At 42.3% G+C, this 16,919-nt stretch carries 17 protein-coding genes; 9 read left to right on the top strand and 8 right to left on the bottom strand.

The genetic code is table 11. The annotated features are described in order from the left end of the window. Positions 1-18: 18 nt before the first annotated feature. On the bottom strand, positions 19-918 hold the full coding sequence (locus tag SPUTW3181_RS03235; protein WP_011788005.1) for a TraB/GumN family protein: 900 nt from the start codon (positions 916-918) through the stop codon (positions 19-21). Positions 919-966: 48 nt separating this feature from the next. Here SPUTW3181_RS03235 and SPUTW3181_RS03230 point away from each other — a divergent pair, with 48 nt between their 5' ends. Next, positions 967-1,275, top strand: a complete 309-nt coding sequence (locus SPUTW3181_RS03230; RefSeq protein ID WP_011788004.1) for a hypothetical protein — start codon at positions 967-969, stop codon at positions 1,273-1,275. 163 nt (positions 1,276-1,438) lie between these two features. Continuing rightward, positions 1,439-3,193, top strand: a complete 1,755-nt coding sequence (locus SPUTW3181_RS03225; RefSeq protein WP_011788003.1) for a GGDEF domain-containing protein — start codon at positions 1,439-1,441, stop codon at positions 3,191-3,193. A gap of 13 nt (positions 3,194-3,206) precedes the next feature. Here the strand turns inward: SPUTW3181_RS03225 and SPUTW3181_RS03220 are convergent, their stop codons facing one another. After that, positions 3,207-3,731 (bottom strand): DUF3016 domain-containing protein, encoded by a 525-nt coding sequence (locus tag SPUTW3181_RS03220; RefSeq protein WP_011788002.1) that lies wholly within the window; start codon positions 3,729-3,731, stop codon positions 3,207-3,209. A gap of 272 nt (positions 3,732-4,003) precedes the next feature. Between SPUTW3181_RS03220 and SPUTW3181_RS03215 the strand changes: the two genes are divergently transcribed. Continuing rightward, positions 4,004-4,312, top strand: coding sequence for a hypothetical protein (locus SPUTW3181_RS03215; protein ID WP_011788001.1), 309 nt, complete (start codon positions 4,004-4,006; stop codon positions 4,310-4,312). A 31-nt stretch (positions 4,313-4,343) separates the two neighbouring features. On the opposite strand, the gene SPUTW3181_RS03210 is transcribed toward SPUTW3181_RS03215, so the two are convergent. Then, positions 4,344-4,853: a DUF4240 domain-containing protein gene (locus SPUTW3181_RS03210; RefSeq protein WP_011788000.1), complete on the bottom strand. Its 510-nt coding sequence runs from the start codon at positions 4,851-4,853 to the stop codon at positions 4,344-4,346. Between the two features lie 128 nt (positions 4,854-4,981). Between SPUTW3181_RS03210 and SPUTW3181_RS03205 the strand changes: the two genes are divergently transcribed. The 4 genes from SPUTW3181_RS03205 (at position 4,982) to SPUTW3181_RS03190 (ending at position 7,651) form a co-directional block, all read left to right on the top strand. Next, positions 4,982-5,362 carry a hypothetical protein gene (locus tag SPUTW3181_RS03205; protein WP_041408313.1) on the top strand — a complete coding sequence of 127 codons (381 nt, stop codon included), beginning with the start codon at positions 4,982-4,984 and terminating at the stop codon, positions 5,360-5,362. A gap of 82 nt (positions 5,363-5,444) precedes the next feature. After that, a complete protein-coding gene (locus SPUTW3181_RS03200; protein WP_011787998.1) occupies positions 5,445-6,242 on the top strand; it encodes a response regulator in 798 nt (265 codons plus the stop codon). Positions 6,243-6,388: 146 nt separating this feature from the next. Next, positions 6,389-6,661, top strand: coding sequence for an HU family DNA-binding protein (locus tag SPUTW3181_RS03195; RefSeq protein WP_006079990.1), 273 nt, complete (start codon positions 6,389-6,391; stop codon positions 6,659-6,661). Between the two features lie 297 nt (positions 6,662-6,958). Next, complete coding sequence (locus SPUTW3181_RS03190) at positions 6,959-7,651, top strand: TorF family putative porin (protein ID WP_011787997.1); 693 nt, start codon at positions 6,959-6,961, stop codon at positions 7,649-7,651. 80 nt (positions 7,652-7,731) lie between these two features. Here the strand turns inward: SPUTW3181_RS03190 and rimK are convergent, their stop codons facing one another. The 4 genes from rimK to SPUTW3181_RS03170 form a co-directional block, all read right to left on the bottom strand. Next, on the bottom strand, positions 7,732-8,637 hold the full coding sequence (gene rimK, locus SPUTW3181_RS03185; RefSeq protein ID WP_011787996.1) for a 30S ribosomal protein S6--L-glutamate ligase: 906 nt from the start codon (positions 8,635-8,637) through the stop codon (positions 7,732-7,734). Positions 8,638-8,797: 160 nt separating this feature from the next. Beyond that, positions 8,798-10,519 (bottom strand): putative bifunctional diguanylate cyclase/phosphodiesterase, encoded by a 1,722-nt coding sequence (locus SPUTW3181_RS03180; RefSeq protein WP_011787995.1) that lies wholly within the window; start codon positions 10,517-10,519, stop codon positions 8,798-8,800. A gap of 9 nt (positions 10,520-10,528) precedes the next feature. Continuing rightward, positions 10,529-10,963: a response regulator gene (locus SPUTW3181_RS03175; protein ID WP_011787994.1), complete on the bottom strand. Its 435-nt coding sequence runs from the start codon at positions 10,961-10,963 to the stop codon at positions 10,529-10,531. Then, a complete protein-coding gene (locus tag SPUTW3181_RS03170) occupies positions 10,960-13,113 on the bottom strand; it encodes a CHASE domain-containing protein (protein WP_011787993.1) in 2,154 nt (717 codons plus the stop codon). The genes SPUTW3181_RS03175 and SPUTW3181_RS03170 overlap by 4 nt, the downstream gene beginning before the upstream one ends. A 308-nt stretch (positions 13,114-13,421) precedes the next feature. Here SPUTW3181_RS03170 and SPUTW3181_RS03165 point away from each other — a divergent pair, with 308 nt between their 5' ends. Further along, positions 13,422-13,598, top strand: a complete 177-nt coding sequence (locus SPUTW3181_RS03165) for a PA3496 family putative envelope integrity protein (RefSeq protein WP_011787992.1) — start codon at positions 13,422-13,424, stop codon at positions 13,596-13,598. A 401-nt stretch (positions 13,599-13,999) separates the two neighbouring features. Then, on the top strand, positions 14,000-15,355 hold the full coding sequence (locus tag SPUTW3181_RS03160; RefSeq protein WP_011787991.1) for a flavohemoglobin expression-modulating QEGLA motif protein: 1,356 nt from the start codon (positions 14,000-14,002) through the stop codon (positions 15,353-15,355). A 75-nt stretch (positions 15,356-15,430) separates the two neighbouring features. Here the strand turns inward: SPUTW3181_RS03160 and SPUTW3181_RS03155 are convergent, their stop codons facing one another. Then, positions 15,431-16,807 (bottom strand): alanine/glycine:cation symporter family protein, encoded by a 1,377-nt coding sequence (locus SPUTW3181_RS03155; protein WP_011787990.1) that lies wholly within the window; start codon positions 16,805-16,807, stop codon positions 15,431-15,433. Between the last annotated feature and the right edge of the window lie 112 nt (positions 16,808-16,919).

Genomic DNA, 16,919 nt, shown 5'->3' with positions numbered 1-16,919 from the left:
GACTGAACCAACGTGATGTTAAAGACAAGTATCACTCCAACAGGCGGTCACCTTAGCACCCGCCTGTTTAAGTAACTGCACAACACTCTTATCACCCACAACATGACCAGCCCCAATCACCACAAATAACGGTGCTGGCACATCACTGACATCCATAAGCTTAAGAATACCCTCGGCCATTGTGTGATTTCGCTGCCATAGGATCTTATCTATAATTCGAGTATCACCCTCGCCGCCCATCTGTTCTTGCATAATAGTATCAAGTTCGGTCTCGTCACCCGAACGCCACGCCGTTATCAGCGATAAAAGCTCATCATCCGACACACTAATCGCATCTCGCACCATAGACCACTGCTCTTGGCTGTCGAACGTAGCTAACAACTGAAATTGAGATTCTGCGGTTTCCAGCTCAAACACTGGCAGTGTTTTATTACGAGCCATCAACTGTGCATCAACACCATAATCAGTGCTATAACCTAAGCCATTGTAACGTAAGAGATTGAGTTGAGTCGCCTGTAACCAAGGTGCAAATGATTGAATTGACTGACATACACTTGCTCTACTCGCACAGTAAAGCGTCATACTCTCAACAGTTTGCTTATCGCGGTTCTGCCAATCTAAGCCCTTAGTGCCATCTGCCATCCCATACTTTTGCAATAGCGCGCGGCTATCGACTTTATTCATATCGACTTCAACCACTAACCCCTTGGCTTTGCTAAATGCTGTTTCAATTTGCTCAGGTAAGGGATAAAAATCGCGATTACCAATATGAATTGATCCCAACAAATAGGCACTTTTACCCTGCCACTGCACTTGATAAAACGGCGGTTTATCGCTTGGTGCCGCAAAAATTGCGGCATGAAAAAATAATGTCACACAACTGATTGCGGCGATGAGTCGTCTGTGGCTTGTTGCCATATCCTTTGCCCCTTATAATTCCTGCAAATTTTACAATGAGACGCTGTTATGCCACACACTAAGGTTATAGAGCAACTGAAAGAAAACCTTCAAACCGCCTATCGCCAAGCCATAGATGCCGACGCTAAATTAGATGAACTGAAAAAAGCGGGCTATGGAAAATTCACCAGCATCTTTACGGCAGATCAAGGATTTATCATTTCGAGTAATCGTTTTTTGCCCTACGTGCAAGAGCTTGTTGATGATTTAACCACATTAGAGAGCCAACCGACGCTCGATCCTGTCGCACTTGAAACCTATGTGCGCCAATTAGGTATCCTATTGAAAACGCTTCAGGTCTTTAAAAAACAGAGCTAACTTATTTATCTAAGCGCTAAAATTTTTCGTTAAGTTTAGCGCTTTCCCTTTCTTCTTTACCCTGTTAGCACCAGAGAAAGCCCCTTTTAACGCCACAAAAATTGTCATCATTTTGTCATTTCTAAGTCATAGACTCCGCAAACACAGACGAAGGGGCTGAATAATGACAAGTTTAGATCTCGCTAAAGAGCTTGATAAAATAATTTCTAAAGGGGCTATCAGTCCATTATTCCAGCCTATTTTCAATATATTAGAACACAAGATCCATGGATTTGAGGCCCTAAGTCGCGGCCCAGAACACAGCCCATTATATTCACCCGCTCCCCTTTTTCAGACCGCCGAACATCAGGGTAAACTCAGTGAACTCGAAACCCTCTGTCGACGGATTTCACTTGAGCAATTTAAATGTCGTCAGTTTCAGGGGCGACTATTTATCAATATCTCGCCCAAGGCACTGTTGGATCCCAGCTACCCCAAAGGCTTGACACTGCAACTATTGCAACAGCTTGGGATTTCACCTTCACAGGTAGTGATTGAACTCTCGGAGCAATATCCTGCGGATGATATAGACCTGCTTAAATCCTGCTTAAATCACTATCGTAGTCAAGGATTTATGACGGCAATTGACGATTTAGGTGCGGGATATTCTGGCTTAAGACTCTGGTCAGAACTGTCACCGGATTATGTGAAGATTGATCGTCACTTTATCCATCAGATCGACTCAACCCCAGTAAAACAAGAATTTGTGCGATCTATTGTTGAACTCTGTCAGAGTTTAACCTGTAAAGTGATAGCCGAAGGGATTGAAACTCAAGAGGAATTAGCAGTACTTAAACAACTTGGCATTGTGTATTGCCAAGGTTATTTACTCGGTCGTCCTGAGGCTATGCCCTGCAGAGCAATGAAAGCCACCTTAGTTCCCAATAATACCCAAGCACAACCCCGATATAGTGAGTCAGCAGAAAGCCTCTGTTGCGGTGCCGTTACCGTTCTACCAAACCTAAAGCTTAAACATCTAAGTGATACTTTTATCTCCCAACCTGCACTGCAAGCAGTTGTTGTGGTTGAAGATCAAGTACCCCAAGGTATTATTAGCCGTGCAACATTACTTGAGCTTTTTAGCACCCCCTATGGTCGAGCATTACATGAAAATCATGCCGTTAGTGAGGTCATGGATCCTCAGGTACTGCAAATAGAAGCCAATGAGCCCCTTTCGACTGTTAGTCAGCTACTGACGTCAGAAAGTGCAAATACCGTGGCACAGCAATTTATTATTCTGCGCCGTGGCAAATTGCTCGGCATTGGTCACACCAAAGATCTATTACAGCGCATAACTGAGCACAGAATTAAAATGGCACGCCATGCTAATCCACTTACGGACTTGCCGGGAAATGTGCCTATACAAGAAGAGCTAAAGCGACTAAGAATTCAACAAAAGCCTTTTTACCTCGCTTATTTCGATCTGTGTCATTTTAAACCCTACAACGATATTTATGGTTTTTGTCGTGGTGATGAAGTGATTTGCGAAGTGGCCAATTTATTAATGAAATATAAAAGTGATAACTGCTTTATTGGCCATGTGGGAGGCGATGATTTTGTGATAATTAGTACATGCGATCAAATCGTAACTCGTTGTCAGCGGATATTGACTGACTTTGAACACCATAAACAATTGTTCTATAGTGCCGAACATTGGCAAGCACAACAAATGCTGGCAGATGATAGACAGGGGCAAGCCTGCTACCACAAACTTATAAGCCTATGCGTTGGCTTACTCTCGCCGGAACATACCCATAATTGCAATGAACATAGCTTGTCCACGCTGAGTGCAAGGGCAAAAAAACAGGCAAAATCCGCAAGTAATGGATTTTGCCTGTTGGAAAATAATGCACTCAATCCACACGCATTAATCGCTTAAGATGGCTTTACATCTAAATCTTAGGGGCGATGGTCTTTTTTAACCAGTCGTTTAGCATCTGTGTTTCATACATAAAAGGTTTATCGTTTAAGGGCTGAATACCCGTTAAAAACCCCATATCAGATAATTTTTCATCCCCAGCAACGATCACTTTATCATTCTCTAACACCTGGTAGCTAAAGGTGATTCGTGGTGGGTAAATATCCTTCACAACCCGTAAATCATTTGCCGTTGCACCAAATGTTGGACGCATATCCCCCGCTAAATCCACATCGGTAACCATCATTTCAAGCTTTTGATTGGGTTTTAAAATTTTAGCGGCTTCTTTATTGATATTCTTGGTTAAGGTCTCAAATAAGCGAGTCTCATAACGGGATTGAACTTCCCCCGATGATTTAATATCGCGAAAATCCTTCGGATTTTGCCAAACAATTTTCACCACACCATCTTCCGTGACAGGATGGGTTGATGTTTCATCTGCGGCCCACACTGCACTGCAACTTAATACCCCTGCGAGTAAAAGGAATTGAACTTTCATGCTTGCCTCCTAGGCCTAATCATTTCTATATTGACAGTACAAAATCTAACCTGAACTAAAGCTTAACGCAAAACAGTCTCAAGAACATAAAATAAACACAAGCATTTGTATAATAAACAAAATATTTTACTTTGCTGTAAATTGACACGTATCTTTTTGTATCGACACTGCACTAAGTAAGTGCAGCGTTATAAATTTGTGATCATTTTGCGCGCATCTTGATTAAAAACACGTTATTCTTCGCCTATTGTTTATATGGCTACGATTAGAAAATGAAATTCCCCGTTGTACCTGTGTTCATTCTTATTCTTTTTACCTGTTTCGCCAGTGCGATTTGGTTTATCTCCCCAGACAGTAAGGATGACCATCACCAAACTTGGTCATCCTTTATCTACACCCATGGGTATGACTCTGGAAAATACAAAAAAACAGATAATTTTGATCATTATGATGCCTGCCGAGATTTTGCCCGGGTGCAATCTTCTCTCTATGATAATGTCCCTTGGGAATGTGGTTTAAATTGTGAATTTGATCCACGCAAGCAAGGGTTTCAATGCAAAAAAATGAAAAATGACAATTAAGGCCTATTCCACAGAGATTAATGATTAACGTTTAAAATGGAAAACGGGCACTTAACTCAGGATATTGCTGTTTAAGATCCTTAGGTTTAGTGCTAAATTTTTTACCAACAGGAGTCGCTTTACCCGATGGCATAAAAGGTAACTCTTGACCCGTCCTATCTTCATATAGCTGCCCAGCAATTAAGTCGTACTCATCGACAAAGGGATAGGCATATCCGTCTTTCTCTGGCCATGCGGATAAACGCGCTAGGCTATCAGGATGTGTAATAACTGCATCATAACGCTCTTGCCCTAAAGAAATAAGAAAACATCTAAACTCCGCAAAAGCATATTCAGAATCACACCCAGTGATAATATAAGCCGCTCCCCATACTGACCATAAATAGCTACGCCGCATCTGTTGGCTAAATATTTTATCGAAAGCTTTTAATTCTTCATTACTGAGTTCGGTGAGTTTTTGCTTGAGTGCCTGCACTAAAGATTCCTGTGGTTGTGCAGCCTCAGTACGCGTAACCAATGCCCAAAATTCAACTTCTGTCATAACCTAAACCTATTAACTATACCCAAGCAAAGGCAATATTCTACATGATAATGCGGTTATACTGGACTCAGTTCAGCGCTTTTCCTACACTGCCTCATCCTAAGACCACGAAATCCATCAGTCATTCAATGCCTAAACGTCTCATTTTACTCACAGCGCTCTATTGCCTCTTTAGCATAGCCGCACTATGGCGAGCAATAACAACCCAATCCTTTGATTTATTTACCTTAGGAGTGCTTCCCGTACTAGTTGGTATCCTGATGCGAGCCCCTTGGTCAAGCCTAGTGCTTAAAATCTATCTTGGAATGCAAACCCTCGGTTTTTCAGCACTTGGTATCACTGCGGTGATTGCCTACCGTATCACACCAGAAGACGTAAAAGTGTTCTTTGCAGGTAAGCAAATTCCGATGCTACCACTTGTTATCGGCATAATTGCTATGTTGTTAGTACAATATTGGGCTGCATTTTCTAAAGTCACTTACCAGTATTTAAGTGGTAAAACAGAGTAATAGCGGATTTATTGCTAAGCTGTTATTTATAGCGTAGCTTAACAATCCTATAAAAGACCCTCAGCTAATACCGACGAAAACTATGAGTCATCTATCACCCAACGAATTATCCATTCTCTTAGTAGAGCCTTCGGATACGCAACGCCGAATCATTATTCAGCATCTACAACAAGAAGGGATTGTCAGCATTCAAACGGCTGCAAATATCGAAGAGGCTAAAGCCGTGGTTGGCCGCCATAAACCCGATCTCATCGCCAGTGCAATGCATTTCGAAGATGGCACTGCCATCGATCTACTCAGCTATTTACGTGTAAATAGTGACTACAAAGACATTCAGTTTATGTTGGTGTCGAGCGAATGCCGTCGCGAGCAATTGGAGATTTTTAGACAATCAGGCGTAGTCGCTATCTTACCTAAGCCTTTCCATGCCGAGCACTTAGGTAAAGCCCTGAACGCGACCATCGATCTATTAAGCCATGATGAACTCGATCTTAGCCATTTTGATGTACATGATGTGCGCGTTTTAGTAGTCGATGACAGTCGTATGGCGAGAAATGTCATCAAACGAACTATTGGTAATTTAGGAATAAAGCTCATTACCGAAGCAGAAGATGGCGCACAAGCTATTGAGTTAATGAGAAATAATATGTTTGATCTGGTCATTACTGACTATAACATGCCCAGTATTGATGGATTAGCATTGACCCAATTTATTCGCAACGAGAGCCAACAATCCCATATCCCTATTTTAATGGTCTCCTCAGAAGCCAACGATACCCACTTAAGCAATGTATCACAGGCAGGCGTCAATGCTCTGTGCGATAAACCCTTCGAACCTCAACTCGTCAAGCAGCTCTTATTTCAACTGTTAGAAGAATAAAACCTAAGTCACGAACCGAGTAAATATTCTCCAATTTACCGCGTTTCATTCTATTCTCTGGCAGTAAAAGGCTTTCAAAGTATGAAGCCTTATGGCATGTTAGGCACGCTTACTTAAATAATCTACGGAAAGAAGAGACAACAAAGATGAACAAAACTGAACTTATCGCTAAGATTGCGGAAAATGCCGATCTAACAAAAGTGGAAGCAGCACGCGCATTAAAGTCTTTCGAAGCGGCTATCACCGAATCCATGAAAAATGGTGACAAAATTTCTATCGTGGGCTTTGGCTCTTTCGAAACGGCCACCCGTGCAGCTCGCACAGGTCGTAACCCACAAACGGGTAAAGAAATCCAAATTGCAGAAGCAACTGTGCCTAAGTTTAAAGCCGGTAAAACCCTACGCGATAGCGTCAATTAATTCGTAGATAAAACCATTCGTGATGAAACGCCTCCTACTTTGTGAGGCGTTTTTTTTTGCGCAAAACTCAACTCGAAATGACGATTTATTGCACAACGACAGTGCGTGCCTGCTCCATTTTCATGCACACCCAAAAGCACAACTGACAAACATTTTTATAACATTATGTTTTCCATAAGATTGTAATAATGGCATACGATTAGCAACTCACTCTTCAGAAAAAAACCAAGATGCACCAGTGCCACCAACAAAATGGGCATAAGTGAATCAATAAATACATCAATCGAGGGGATGAGCATGAGAAAATCACTGTATAGCGTTTTAGCCTTATCGACAGGAATGTTACTGACATCCAATGCCTTTGCTGCCGTGTCAGCCAATATAGGGGGTACATCAAATTACCTATGGCGTGGTGTAACCCAAACTGACGATGCGGTAGCCATCCAAGGTGGAATTGACTATAGCCATGATTCTGGATTTTATGCAGGCACATGGGCATCGAATGTGGATTTTGGTGATGAAACAAGCTATGAGCTCGATCTTTATGTGGGTTATGCAGGTAATATCACTGAAGATATTAGTTACGACATAGGTTATCTCTATTATGGCTATCCTGATGCACCTGGAAGTATCGACTTCGGCGAACTCCATGGTGCTGTTACTTGGAAATGGATTGAGCTTAGCTACTCCCATGTCATTAATGCTGGAGATGATGTAGCAGCATCGCCTTTAGATAATAAAGATTTGAGCTATCTTGCGGCTACTGTATCAATACCACTTACTGAAAAGGTGAGCTTATCAGTGCATTATGGTTATTCAACGGGCGATGTAGTTGAAGCTTGGTTTGGTGAAGATAACTACGCCGACTATAACGTGACGCTAAGTGCAGATACTAGTGTGGGAACCGTATCCTTTATGGTTGCAGATACAGACTTAACCGATGACGATACTAAAATTGTTTTAGGCTATTCCTACAGCTTTGACCTCTAAGCTTTACTATCTACCCCGAGCGAGTACAAGTTATCAAAACGCCACCTTAAGCGGTGGCGTTGTGCTATCGCAATGATCCATTAAGCAATGATTGGCCTATTTGTTTTACGCGCTGCAACCATTTTCTCGATATATTCAACTATCGGTTCAGTGACTGAAATCCCTGTGGTTTGTTCAATACCTTCAATGCCAGGTGCCGAGTTCACTTCAAGAATTAAAGGGCCACGGTTAGAGCGTAAAATATCCACACCAGCGACAACAAGCCCCATGGCCTTTACGGCTGCAATCGCCATCTTACGCTCGACGGAGGTGATTTTTACCGTTTCACCACAACCGCCCAAATGAAGATTAGAGCGAAAATCTCCTTCTGGTCCTTGGCGTTTCATCGAAGCGACAACTTTATCACCTACAACAAAACAGCGAATATCGCTTCCGTTAGACTCTTTAATATATTCCTGCACTAAGATATTGGCTTTCAATCCTAAAAAAGCTTCGATCACGCTCTCTGCCGCGGTTTTCGTCTCTGCTAACACAACACCAATACCTTGAGTACCCTCAAGCAGTTTAATCACTAAGGGAGCACCTCCCACCATATTGATTAAATCAGGAATATCATTAGGTTTATTCGCAAACCCCGTAATTGGCATACCTATCCCTTTACGAGAAAGCAACTGCAATGCCCTTAACTTATCACGGGATCGGGCTATCGAAATCGAGTCATTAGCCACAAATACACCCATCATTTCAAACTGACGTACCACTGCACAACCATAAAAAGTCACACTTGCATGGATTCGAGGAATGATTGCATCGAATCCAACCAACTCCTGTCCCTCATAATGAATACTGGGTTTGATCGAGTTGATATTCATATAACAGTTCAGAGTATTGATCACAACCGCTTCATGGCCACGACTCTCACAGGCGGCGACTAAACGTTGCGTTGAATACAGTTGAGGAAACTGGGATAAGATACCTATTTTCATTACGGAATGACCCACTTAAGCACAGTGAATAAAGAGTTCTGACACAACAAAATTCGGCATCAGAAAAGGGGGGCTGATATTTGTCTATTGCTCAGTGTAAAGCAAGAAAATATTCCTCACCAGATGAAAACGGTTTACAGGAATGACCACTGGATAAGGTTCACAATTTTGTGAGTAATGGTGTAATAAATTTTGCCTCAAAGTCTATTGCCTCTAAGGGCCGAGAGAATAAATATCCTTGCAAAATATTACAATTGCGAGCCGTACAAAACTCCGCCTGTTCCAATGTTTCCACGCCTTCTGCGACAGAAATAACATTAAAACCATAGGCAAAATTAAGTAATGCGGCTAATAATCGAGTGTCTTTTTCATCTTTATCGTAGGATGCGATAAAGCTTTTATCTATTTTCAATACACTGATAGGGAATAATTTGATGTGTTCTAAGGATGAAAATCCTGTACCAAAATCATCGAGGGCGAAACGAACACCAAGTTTAGCGATTTGATCTAAAACTTTAGCGTGTTCATGGGGATCTTCAATCAAACAATTCTCAGTAATCTCTAACTCTAGTGCTGTAGGAGGTAAACCCGTTAATTCCAGTGTTTGGATAATTTTACTCAGCAAATCAATCTGCGCTATTTGTGAGGCTGATAAATTTACCGCAATGGTGAAATCACGCCCAATGGGTTTTAGTTGTGTCAGCCAAATCTGAGCTTGTCTACAAGCCTCCGCGAGAACCCAATCCCCAATCTCCTCCATCAGGCCCATCTCTTCTGCAATAGGGAGAAACTGATCCGGTGCGATAACCCCGTCTTTAAGATGCTGCCAACGAATAAGTGCTTCCATACCGACCATTTGATGGGTCAAAGAATCAACCTGTGCTTGGTAATACACCTTAAATTCATTCTGTCTGAGTGCAACCCTAAGACTTGACTCGATATGATTGCGATAACGCACCTCTCTATCTAAGGCTTCAGAATAAAATTGGATCTGATTACGCCCCATTTTCTTGGCGCGGTACATCGCAATATCGGCACATTTCATCAACTCGGAACTGTCTGATGCAGCCTCGTTATAAAAAGCAACGCCAATACTGGCACCAATCAGCACATCATTATCCCCGAGGCAAAAAACCTCCTCAAATGCCTTAAGCAGTCGATTAGCCACTATCATCGGAAAATACTTGTAATCATCATCCGTCACCAGGACAACAAACTCATCGCCCCCTAAACGAGCAATGACATCACCATCCCGCAGAACCTCACTTAAGCGAGAGGCCACTTTGACTAATAAGATATCGCCAGTCTGGTGACCTAATGTATCGTTAATCGCTTTAAAATCATCTAGATCGAGTAGAATTACCGCTAAATAATTGTTACTCCTTTTGGCTCTAGCTATGGCTCGATTTAAACAAAGCTCGAACCCATAACGGTTAACGAGTTTCGTCAGCGAATCATGCTCCGCTAGCTCTTTCAGTTTTTGATGGCTATTACGTAGTGCTAATGCCATTGAGGCTCGTTGTTTGGCGTAACGAATAGCTCGGGTAAGAATACGGGAATTAACTTCATCTTTGAGTAAGAAATCCTGAGCACCCAGTTCTATACAGCGCTGGGCTAACTTTTCATCTTCATAACGGCTGAGCATCACGACTACGGTTTGGTCTTGAGTCATCGCATTGAGTTTAATCAGCACTTCGAGGCCATTGGCATCGGGCAGCATGTAGTCCAATAAAATGCCATCAAAATGGCGTTCTAACGCTAGGTTTAATCCATCGAACGCACAATTTGCCTCAATGACATTAAACGCTAATTTTGACTGCCTCAATGCTCTGATGACCGCGGTTCTATCCACTTCATCATCATCGATTAGTAGTAAATCCATATGCCCATCCTATGCCGATGGAAGCTCAACAATACGCCAGTAACCTTCCAACATATTAAAAATATTATTAAAACCGTCTTTTATATCCGTTTTCACCATATAGCCCGCCACATGATGACTATAGGCTTTCATCCGATCTTCATCGGTACTTGAGGTGGTTAACATAAAAACCACAGAGGAAGAAAGTGTTGGATCGGATCGAAGATGCTCAAGAAACTCAAAGCCATTCATCCTCGGCATATTTAAATCCAACAGTATGAGATAGGGCCCCTTAATCGCCTCGGGATTAGTCAGAATATGTAACGCCTCAAGTCCGTCTCTGGCGCGTATCAAAGGATTCAATAAGCGAAGCTGCTTCATTGCACGCTGAACAGCCATATAATCAACATCATCGTCATCGACCAGTAAAATTGTCACTTGAGTGTAGCTATTTGAACTGCTCATAAAACCTCCTTGTTCACTATACGTACTGGCCAACTGAATCGAAAACGACAACCTCGTCCCTCTGATTCTAGTTTGATTTCTCCCCCTAAGCTTTCTATGGTTTTTTTTACCAGTGATAAACCTAAACCACTCCCCTCTACTTCATCCCTTGGTTTAAGCGTCTGAAACATTTCAAATACTTTCCCATGATAAGCCTTTGAAATACCTGGGCCATCATCAACAACACTAAACCAATATACATCCCCTTTGGGTTCACATTGCACTTTGATAACACCCGTGTCTCGATCGTGGTGTTTTATGGCATTACTCATTAAATTTCTAACAACCAACTCCAAAAGTGTTTTGACTGTCTTAAAGTTTGGGAATTCCCCCTCTAGCAATAACTCAAATCCCTGTGGAGGAGCGACTAACTCAAACATATCCTCAATTAACTGCCGCGCATCTACCTCTACAATTTCAGCATCAACCCGACCAATTCTGGAAAACATTAATAATCCATCGAGTAGCAAGACCATGCGATGAATCCGATTTTGAATTAATCCTAAGTACTTTTGGACATTTTCATTCGTATTATCAACAAGATCTTCCGCCAACCAACTCGTCAACTGTTCAATCCCCCTTAAAGGAGACTTAAGATCATGGGATGCAATATAGGCAAAACGATCGAGTTCTTGATTAATACGCTCAAGTTCTTTTGTATGTTGAGCTCTTTGAATTTCCACACGTTTGCGTTCTGACACATTATTGATTGTCGCGAGTATAGAGAGCCCATTACTAAAATGGATTGGTGTTAAGCCAACCTCAATCGCTAATCGGCTACCATCCTTGCAACAGCCAAATAAATCGTCCCGCATAGACATATTTTTTGCGATAGGCTGGACCAAATAATTACTCATATGCTGCTGATGTATATCCCACAATCCCTTAGGCAGTAGCATATTGATTGAATGCCCAAGCAATTCTTCTCTGGCATAACCAAATAAGCGTTCGGCATGAGTATTGACTAAAGTGATCACGCCTGTTCTATCAATCATAAATAGGGCGCTTGGCGAGGCTTCAATGACTAATCTAAATCGTTTCTCGTTGGCGATAAGTTCAGATGTCAACCTAGATTCTTGATAACGATTACGCGCCATCACAACCACGGAGTAAAATAACGCTAATATAAAGCCGCACCCAATCAATTGGAGCCAAAAACTCTGGGTTTGCTCCGAACTAGAAATAAAGGCTGATTCTGACGAAATATCTAAACGCCATACTCGGCCTTCAATGATTGCCGTTTGTGATTGATAAAAAAGATCCTGCGGACTAGGTAACAATTTATTGCTAGTAAACATTAAACTTTCAGCGTTTGCATTTTCCCCATCGTAAATAGCGAGTGTTAAACCCGAAAATCTATTTCCCATAATCCCTTGCATCAAATCATCCATGCGAAAAGCTGCATAAATTACACCGACGGCACGCTGTTTTCGCTCCTCATCAGTAGTCGCTTGCCCTTGATATAAGGGTAAATACATCAAAAAACCCGATTGGGTATTATCTTGGGTTTCCTGAACTAATATCACCTTTCCTGAAATTGTCGGCATCCCTGTTGCTATAGAACTGAGTATGGCAGAGCGTCGATTCGTCTCTGAACACATGTCAAAACCAAAAGCCCTCTGGTTACGCCAATCAAAGGGCTCTAAGTATTGAATGACGCAATAGAGATCGCGCTCTCCTTGGGGATAAACGTTATATTCACTAAACCCTTCAGTTCGAACTTGATTGACATGCGCCTCCAAGGTTTCAGGAGTCAGTAAGGGAGTGTAACCAAAGCCTTGAATACCTGGGTAATATTCAATCAAACGCGCATTTACTACGTAGGTCTGCCACTCTTCTCTGGTCACGCCATCAGAGGCAAGAAATAACCCAATCCCCCCCCGTAATACCTGCTCATACACTATCATTCTGCTGTTTACGGCTTCAATTAGCTCCTGCACATTATTATTAAAACGCTCTTCTCCGCGATCTCTAAGATATACCTCTAAGACATACCAAGAAACGCCCATGAAAAACAATGCAGCCGTGATCACCATCCAACTGGAACTTAGGACGCTGAAATAAAAATTTTTAGGAGAGTCAAAGTATTTAGGAAAGTCATCCTTGTGCATATATGCCATCCCTAGCGAATCATTAATCATCAAAGTGTTGTTGTAGTTGTCAATTAATTCAAGTTTGTCTGAGTATTTAAGTAGGGATTAGTCAATAAATTAACAATAAAGTATCAGGTATTCAGTCACAAAATAGAGTTAAATTACAGGAAGACTGCTATATAAAAATGTCATTATTATTACCACAAGCGACAGTATGCGATTCAACCAATGGGAAGAAATTTTTACTCTAATTCACAAAATTTTTTGCTTTTCTGCCACACTATTTTTAGATAGAAAGTCTTTAGGAACAACATGAGGAATTCGTTATGGCTCATATTATTGAAGTCGTGCCCAACGATACTGAAATTGAGGCGATGACCACCCCTAGAAACAGCAAAGCAGCCGAAGCCATGCAGCATAAGCGTGAAATCAAAAAACGCTTAGAAGATTATCTCGAACGCGCAGAACTTCGACGTGCATTAGGAGACGACGAATTTTTTTAAGCCCGGCTAATACCATTATGCTTACGCTACAAACCGACAAGCATAGATATTTTGCTCGATTATAGACAAGTATCACCCAGTACTTCATCGGCTGGGTGAGCATTAATTTTTAGTACCACCAACCTTATCATTTTGCCTTTTTATGTCTTGGTTTTAATGAGAAGCCATCCAACCTTTATATAAATAAGTATAAGTTCCTCATCCCAGCGCCAAACGCGCCAGCGTTCATATCGCAGATCCTGTGTAGAACTTTTCACCGAGTGATGCTTTAAATCGATGAAAAATTGATTATTTAATCTAAAATTTTTAACATCAGCCTAGCAGAGCCATAGGAATCAATAGGGTTAAAGGCTATGATTATGTCAATTTCTATTGCTTAAACAGCCCGCAGGATGACGGAAATGTCAGAGTCGTTAGCCCAGTACCAACAAGATCTACGCCGCTTTTCCGATGAACTCATTCGTATCCAAACTCCCATAAAAATCCTCGATGCGATTAAATGGCCAAGGGAAATGGAAGAGCGTTTTCTATCAAACAAAGGTTCTTCACTTCCAGCGATTAAACAAGACTTCTATCAAAACATAGCATTACCTTTTGACCCTATAAAAACGCAAGCTGAACTTATCGCCCTGAAACAGGATATTCATAGACGTTTAGGTAAACGGGACAAACTTGGAAAATTATTAGTTGCCAACGTCGATCAATATCGTCTCGTTGTCGATATGTTAGGCCACAGAGGTACGCCGACCTTTGGTAAACTCAGTCAAGAATTATACGGCAGTGCAAACCATAGATTGCATGGCGATCGCCATACCCTGCGTCAGTTGGGCGATAAACTGAGTTATATATTCTCGCTGCCCGCAGCACGACATATGAATAAGCATCACCCCAAAATTATTAGCGCACCGGAAGCCGTCCATGTACTAAGTCAGCGTTTAGAAAAGTATTTCCATAGCGATGATATGCGTGTTCGCCTCAGTGACGGTATTGTTTCGGATGCCGCAGTGGGCGGCGATACCGTTAAACTCAACAGTAAAGCGATGTTCAGTGAGTCAGACCTCAATGTATATGAGGTTCATGAAGGCTGGGTACATGTTGGTACAACCCTTAATGGCAGAGCCCAACCCCACGCAACTTGGCTCAGTGTGGGGTCTCCACGTGTAGCGGCAACCCAAGAAGGGCTCGCTGTATTGCTCGAAATGTTGACCTTAAGCTCCAATCCAGGCCGAGCTCGGCGTATTAGCGACCGTGTTGCGGCTGTCGATATGGCGGAAAATGGTGCAGACTTTATCGACGTGTTTAACTATTTTAGAGAATTAAATCTCAGTGCAAAGGACAGCTATAGGGTCACTCAAAGGGTTTTCCGTGGCGGTATGGTAGAAGGGGGGAGCTTTTTCACTAAAGATATTTCCTATGTCCGCGGTTATGTAGAAAATATTAACTTTATTCGTAGTGCAATTACATCAGGCTTACCCGAGCTCATCCCTATGTTGTTCTTAGGGAAATTGGCGATCGAAGATATCCCTGTGTTGTATCAAGCCTGCCAAGAAGGGATTCTGACCCCCCCAAAATACCTACCTCCTATGTTTGATAACTTTAGCGGTCTTTACGCATGGTTTGGTTTTGCCTCTGGCCTAGCTGGAATTGATTTAAAAGGTGTGCAGCGTCACTTCACTCGCTTATTTAAGGATGTCCCCAACGTATCTCCTGCCTACGAGTTATTTGATGATACAGAGTTTGATAACAACTCAGACTAATCGCGTAACCAACTCGACTAAAAAGCTCACCAATATGTGAGCTTTTGGTTCGAAAACACTCAGTCGCATCGGCAATTAAGTGCGCACTTTTGCCGTCTCTTCTGCGCGTTTTTTAATAAAGTATTCTCGCGTCAAACCGAAAACCACAGGACTCAACAGCACTAAAGCAATAAGGTTCGGAATAGCCATCATAGCGTTTAAGGTATCCGCTAATAGCCAAATGAAATCTAAAGAACTCACCGCACCTAAGGGAACCGCAAGCGTCCACAGTAGGCGAAATGGTTTTATTGCTTTAATACCAAAGAGATATTGCACACACTTCTCACTATAAAAACTCCAACCAATAATGGTTGTAAACGCAAAAATAGCCAGAGCTACAGCGACAATATAATTCCCCATCGGTAAGGCGTGGGAGAAGGCGTAGGAAGTCAATGCGGCACCATTTTCACCTGAAGTCCATGCTCCTGACACCACAATCGCTAGTCCCGTAATAGAACAAACAATAATGGTATCGATAAAGGTGCCAAGCATAGCAACAAGCCCCTGCGCTACAGGGTTATTCGTTTGCGCAGCGGCATGGGCGATAGGCGCACTTCCTAAACCTGCTTCATTGGAAAACACACCGCGAGCGACACCGAAGCGAATGGCAGCCCAAACTGCCGCCCCCGCAAAACCACCTTGGGCAGCAACTGGATTAAACGCACTATGAACAATCAAGGCAAATGCAGCAGGCACCTCTTCAATATGCATAGCTAACACAGCTAAACCCGCGGTAATATAAAAAATTGTCATAAAGGGCACTAACTTACCCGCTACATCGGCGATACGTTTAATCCCTCCCATCAATACTGCACCAACTAACAGCATCATCACCACGCCCGAAGCCCAAGCGGGAATCCCAAAGTTACTGCTTAACGCATCTGCAACTGAGTTTGCCTGTACTGTATTACCAATACCAAAACCAGCAAGAGAACCAAAAATCGCAAATAATGTGCCTAACCAAGCCCACTTCTTACCAAGGCCATTTTTGATGTAATACATAGGCCCACCAACATGGTTACCATGGTCATCAACTTCACGGTATTTCACCGCTAAAACGGCCTCTGCAAACTTAGTTGCCATCCCCACTAACGCTGTACACCACATCCAAAATAAGGCACCAGGGCCTCCAATAAAAATCGCGGTAGCAACCCCCGCAATATTACCTGTACCAATAGTGGCTGAAAGTGACGTCATCAACGCATTAAAAGGGCTCACATCTCCTTTCACATTTTTATCTTTATCGGGAATTCGCCCAGACCAGAGTAGCTTAAAACCTGTACCTAATTTAAGAATGGGCATCAATCTAAGCCCGAGAGAGAGAAACAAACCCACACCAAGGATCATCACCAACATAGGTGTGCCCCAGACAAAGCCATTAACTAGGCCAACAAATTCCGTAATTGCTTCCATTCAAACCTCGTGATTGATTGTTATAGTTATAGTTTTATTAGCTCTGCAAAATTAGGTTTGACCTAATTGAGACTATTTAATGAGCCAATCTAGATAGCCTCAATCCAGATTA

It is taken from the genome of Shewanella sp. W3-18-1 (assembly GCF_000015185.1).
GTDB classification, from domain to species: Bacteria; Pseudomonadota; Gammaproteobacteria; order Enterobacterales; family Shewanellaceae; genus Shewanella; species Shewanella putrefaciens.
Note: the sequence above shows the minus strand (reverse complement) of the source record. Positions and strands in the feature narration are given on the sequence as shown.

Excerpts from the sequence above, each read along its gene's own strand:
- SPUTW3181_RS03160 (WP_011787991.1), top strand. The coding sequence starts at position 14,000 with ATGTCAGAGTCGTTAGCCCAGTACCAACAAGATCTACGCCGCTTTTCC.
- SPUTW3181_RS03220 (WP_011788002.1), bottom strand. The coding sequence starts at position 3,731 with ATGAAAGTTCAATTCCTTTTACTCGCAGGGGTATTAAGTTGCAGTGCA.
- SPUTW3181_RS03225 (WP_011788003.1), top strand. The coding sequence starts at position 1,439 with ATGACAAGTTTAGATCTCGCTAAAGAGCTTGATAAAATAATTTCTAAA.
- SPUTW3181_RS03210 (WP_011788000.1), bottom strand. The coding sequence starts at position 4,853 with ATGACAGAAGTTGAATTTTGGGCATTGGTTACGCGTACTGAGGCTGCA.
- SPUTW3181_RS03215 (WP_011788001.1), top strand. The coding sequence starts at position 4,004 with ATGAAATTCCCCGTTGTACCTGTGTTCATTCTTATTCTTTTTACCTGT.
- SPUTW3181_RS03155 (WP_011787990.1), bottom strand. The coding sequence starts at position 16,807 with ATGGAAGCAATTACGGAATTTGTTGGCCTAGTTAATGGCTTTGTCTGG.
- SPUTW3181_RS03200 (WP_011787998.1), top strand. The coding sequence starts at position 5,445 with ATGAGTCATCTATCACCCAACGAATTATCCATTCTCTTAGTAGAGCCT.
- SPUTW3181_RS03230 (WP_011788004.1), top strand. The coding sequence starts at position 967 with ATGCCACACACTAAGGTTATAGAGCAACTGAAAGAAAACCTTCAAACC.
- SPUTW3181_RS03235 (WP_011788005.1), bottom strand. The coding sequence starts at position 918 with ATGGCAACAAGCCACAGACGACTCATCGCCGCAATCAGTTGTGTGACA.
- SPUTW3181_RS03180 (WP_011787995.1), bottom strand. The coding sequence starts at position 10,519 with ATGGATTTACTACTAATCGATGATGATGAAGTGGATAGAACCGCGGTC.
- SPUTW3181_RS03190 (WP_011787997.1), top strand. The coding sequence starts at position 6,959 with ATGAGAAAATCACTGTATAGCGTTTTAGCCTTATCGACAGGAATGTTA.
- SPUTW3181_RS03175 (WP_011787994.1), bottom strand. The coding sequence starts at position 10,963 with ATGAGCAGTTCAAATAGCTACACTCAAGTGACAATTTTACTGGTCGAT.
- SPUTW3181_RS03170 (WP_011787993.1), bottom strand. The coding sequence starts at position 13,113 with ATGCACAAGGATGACTTTCCTAAATACTTTGACTCTCCTAAAAATTTT.
- SPUTW3181_RS03205 (WP_041408313.1), top strand. The coding sequence starts at position 4,982 with ATGCCTAAACGTCTCATTTTACTCACAGCGCTCTATTGCCTCTTTAGC.
- rimK (WP_011787996.1), bottom strand. The coding sequence starts at position 8,637 with ATGAAAATAGGTATCTTATCCCAGTTTCCTCAACTGTATTCAACGCAA.
- SPUTW3181_RS03165 (WP_011787992.1), top strand. The coding sequence starts at position 13,422 with ATGGCTCATATTATTGAAGTCGTGCCCAACGATACTGAAATTGAGGCG.
- SPUTW3181_RS03195 (WP_006079990.1), top strand. The coding sequence starts at position 6,389 with ATGAACAAAACTGAACTTATCGCTAAGATTGCGGAAAATGCCGATCTA.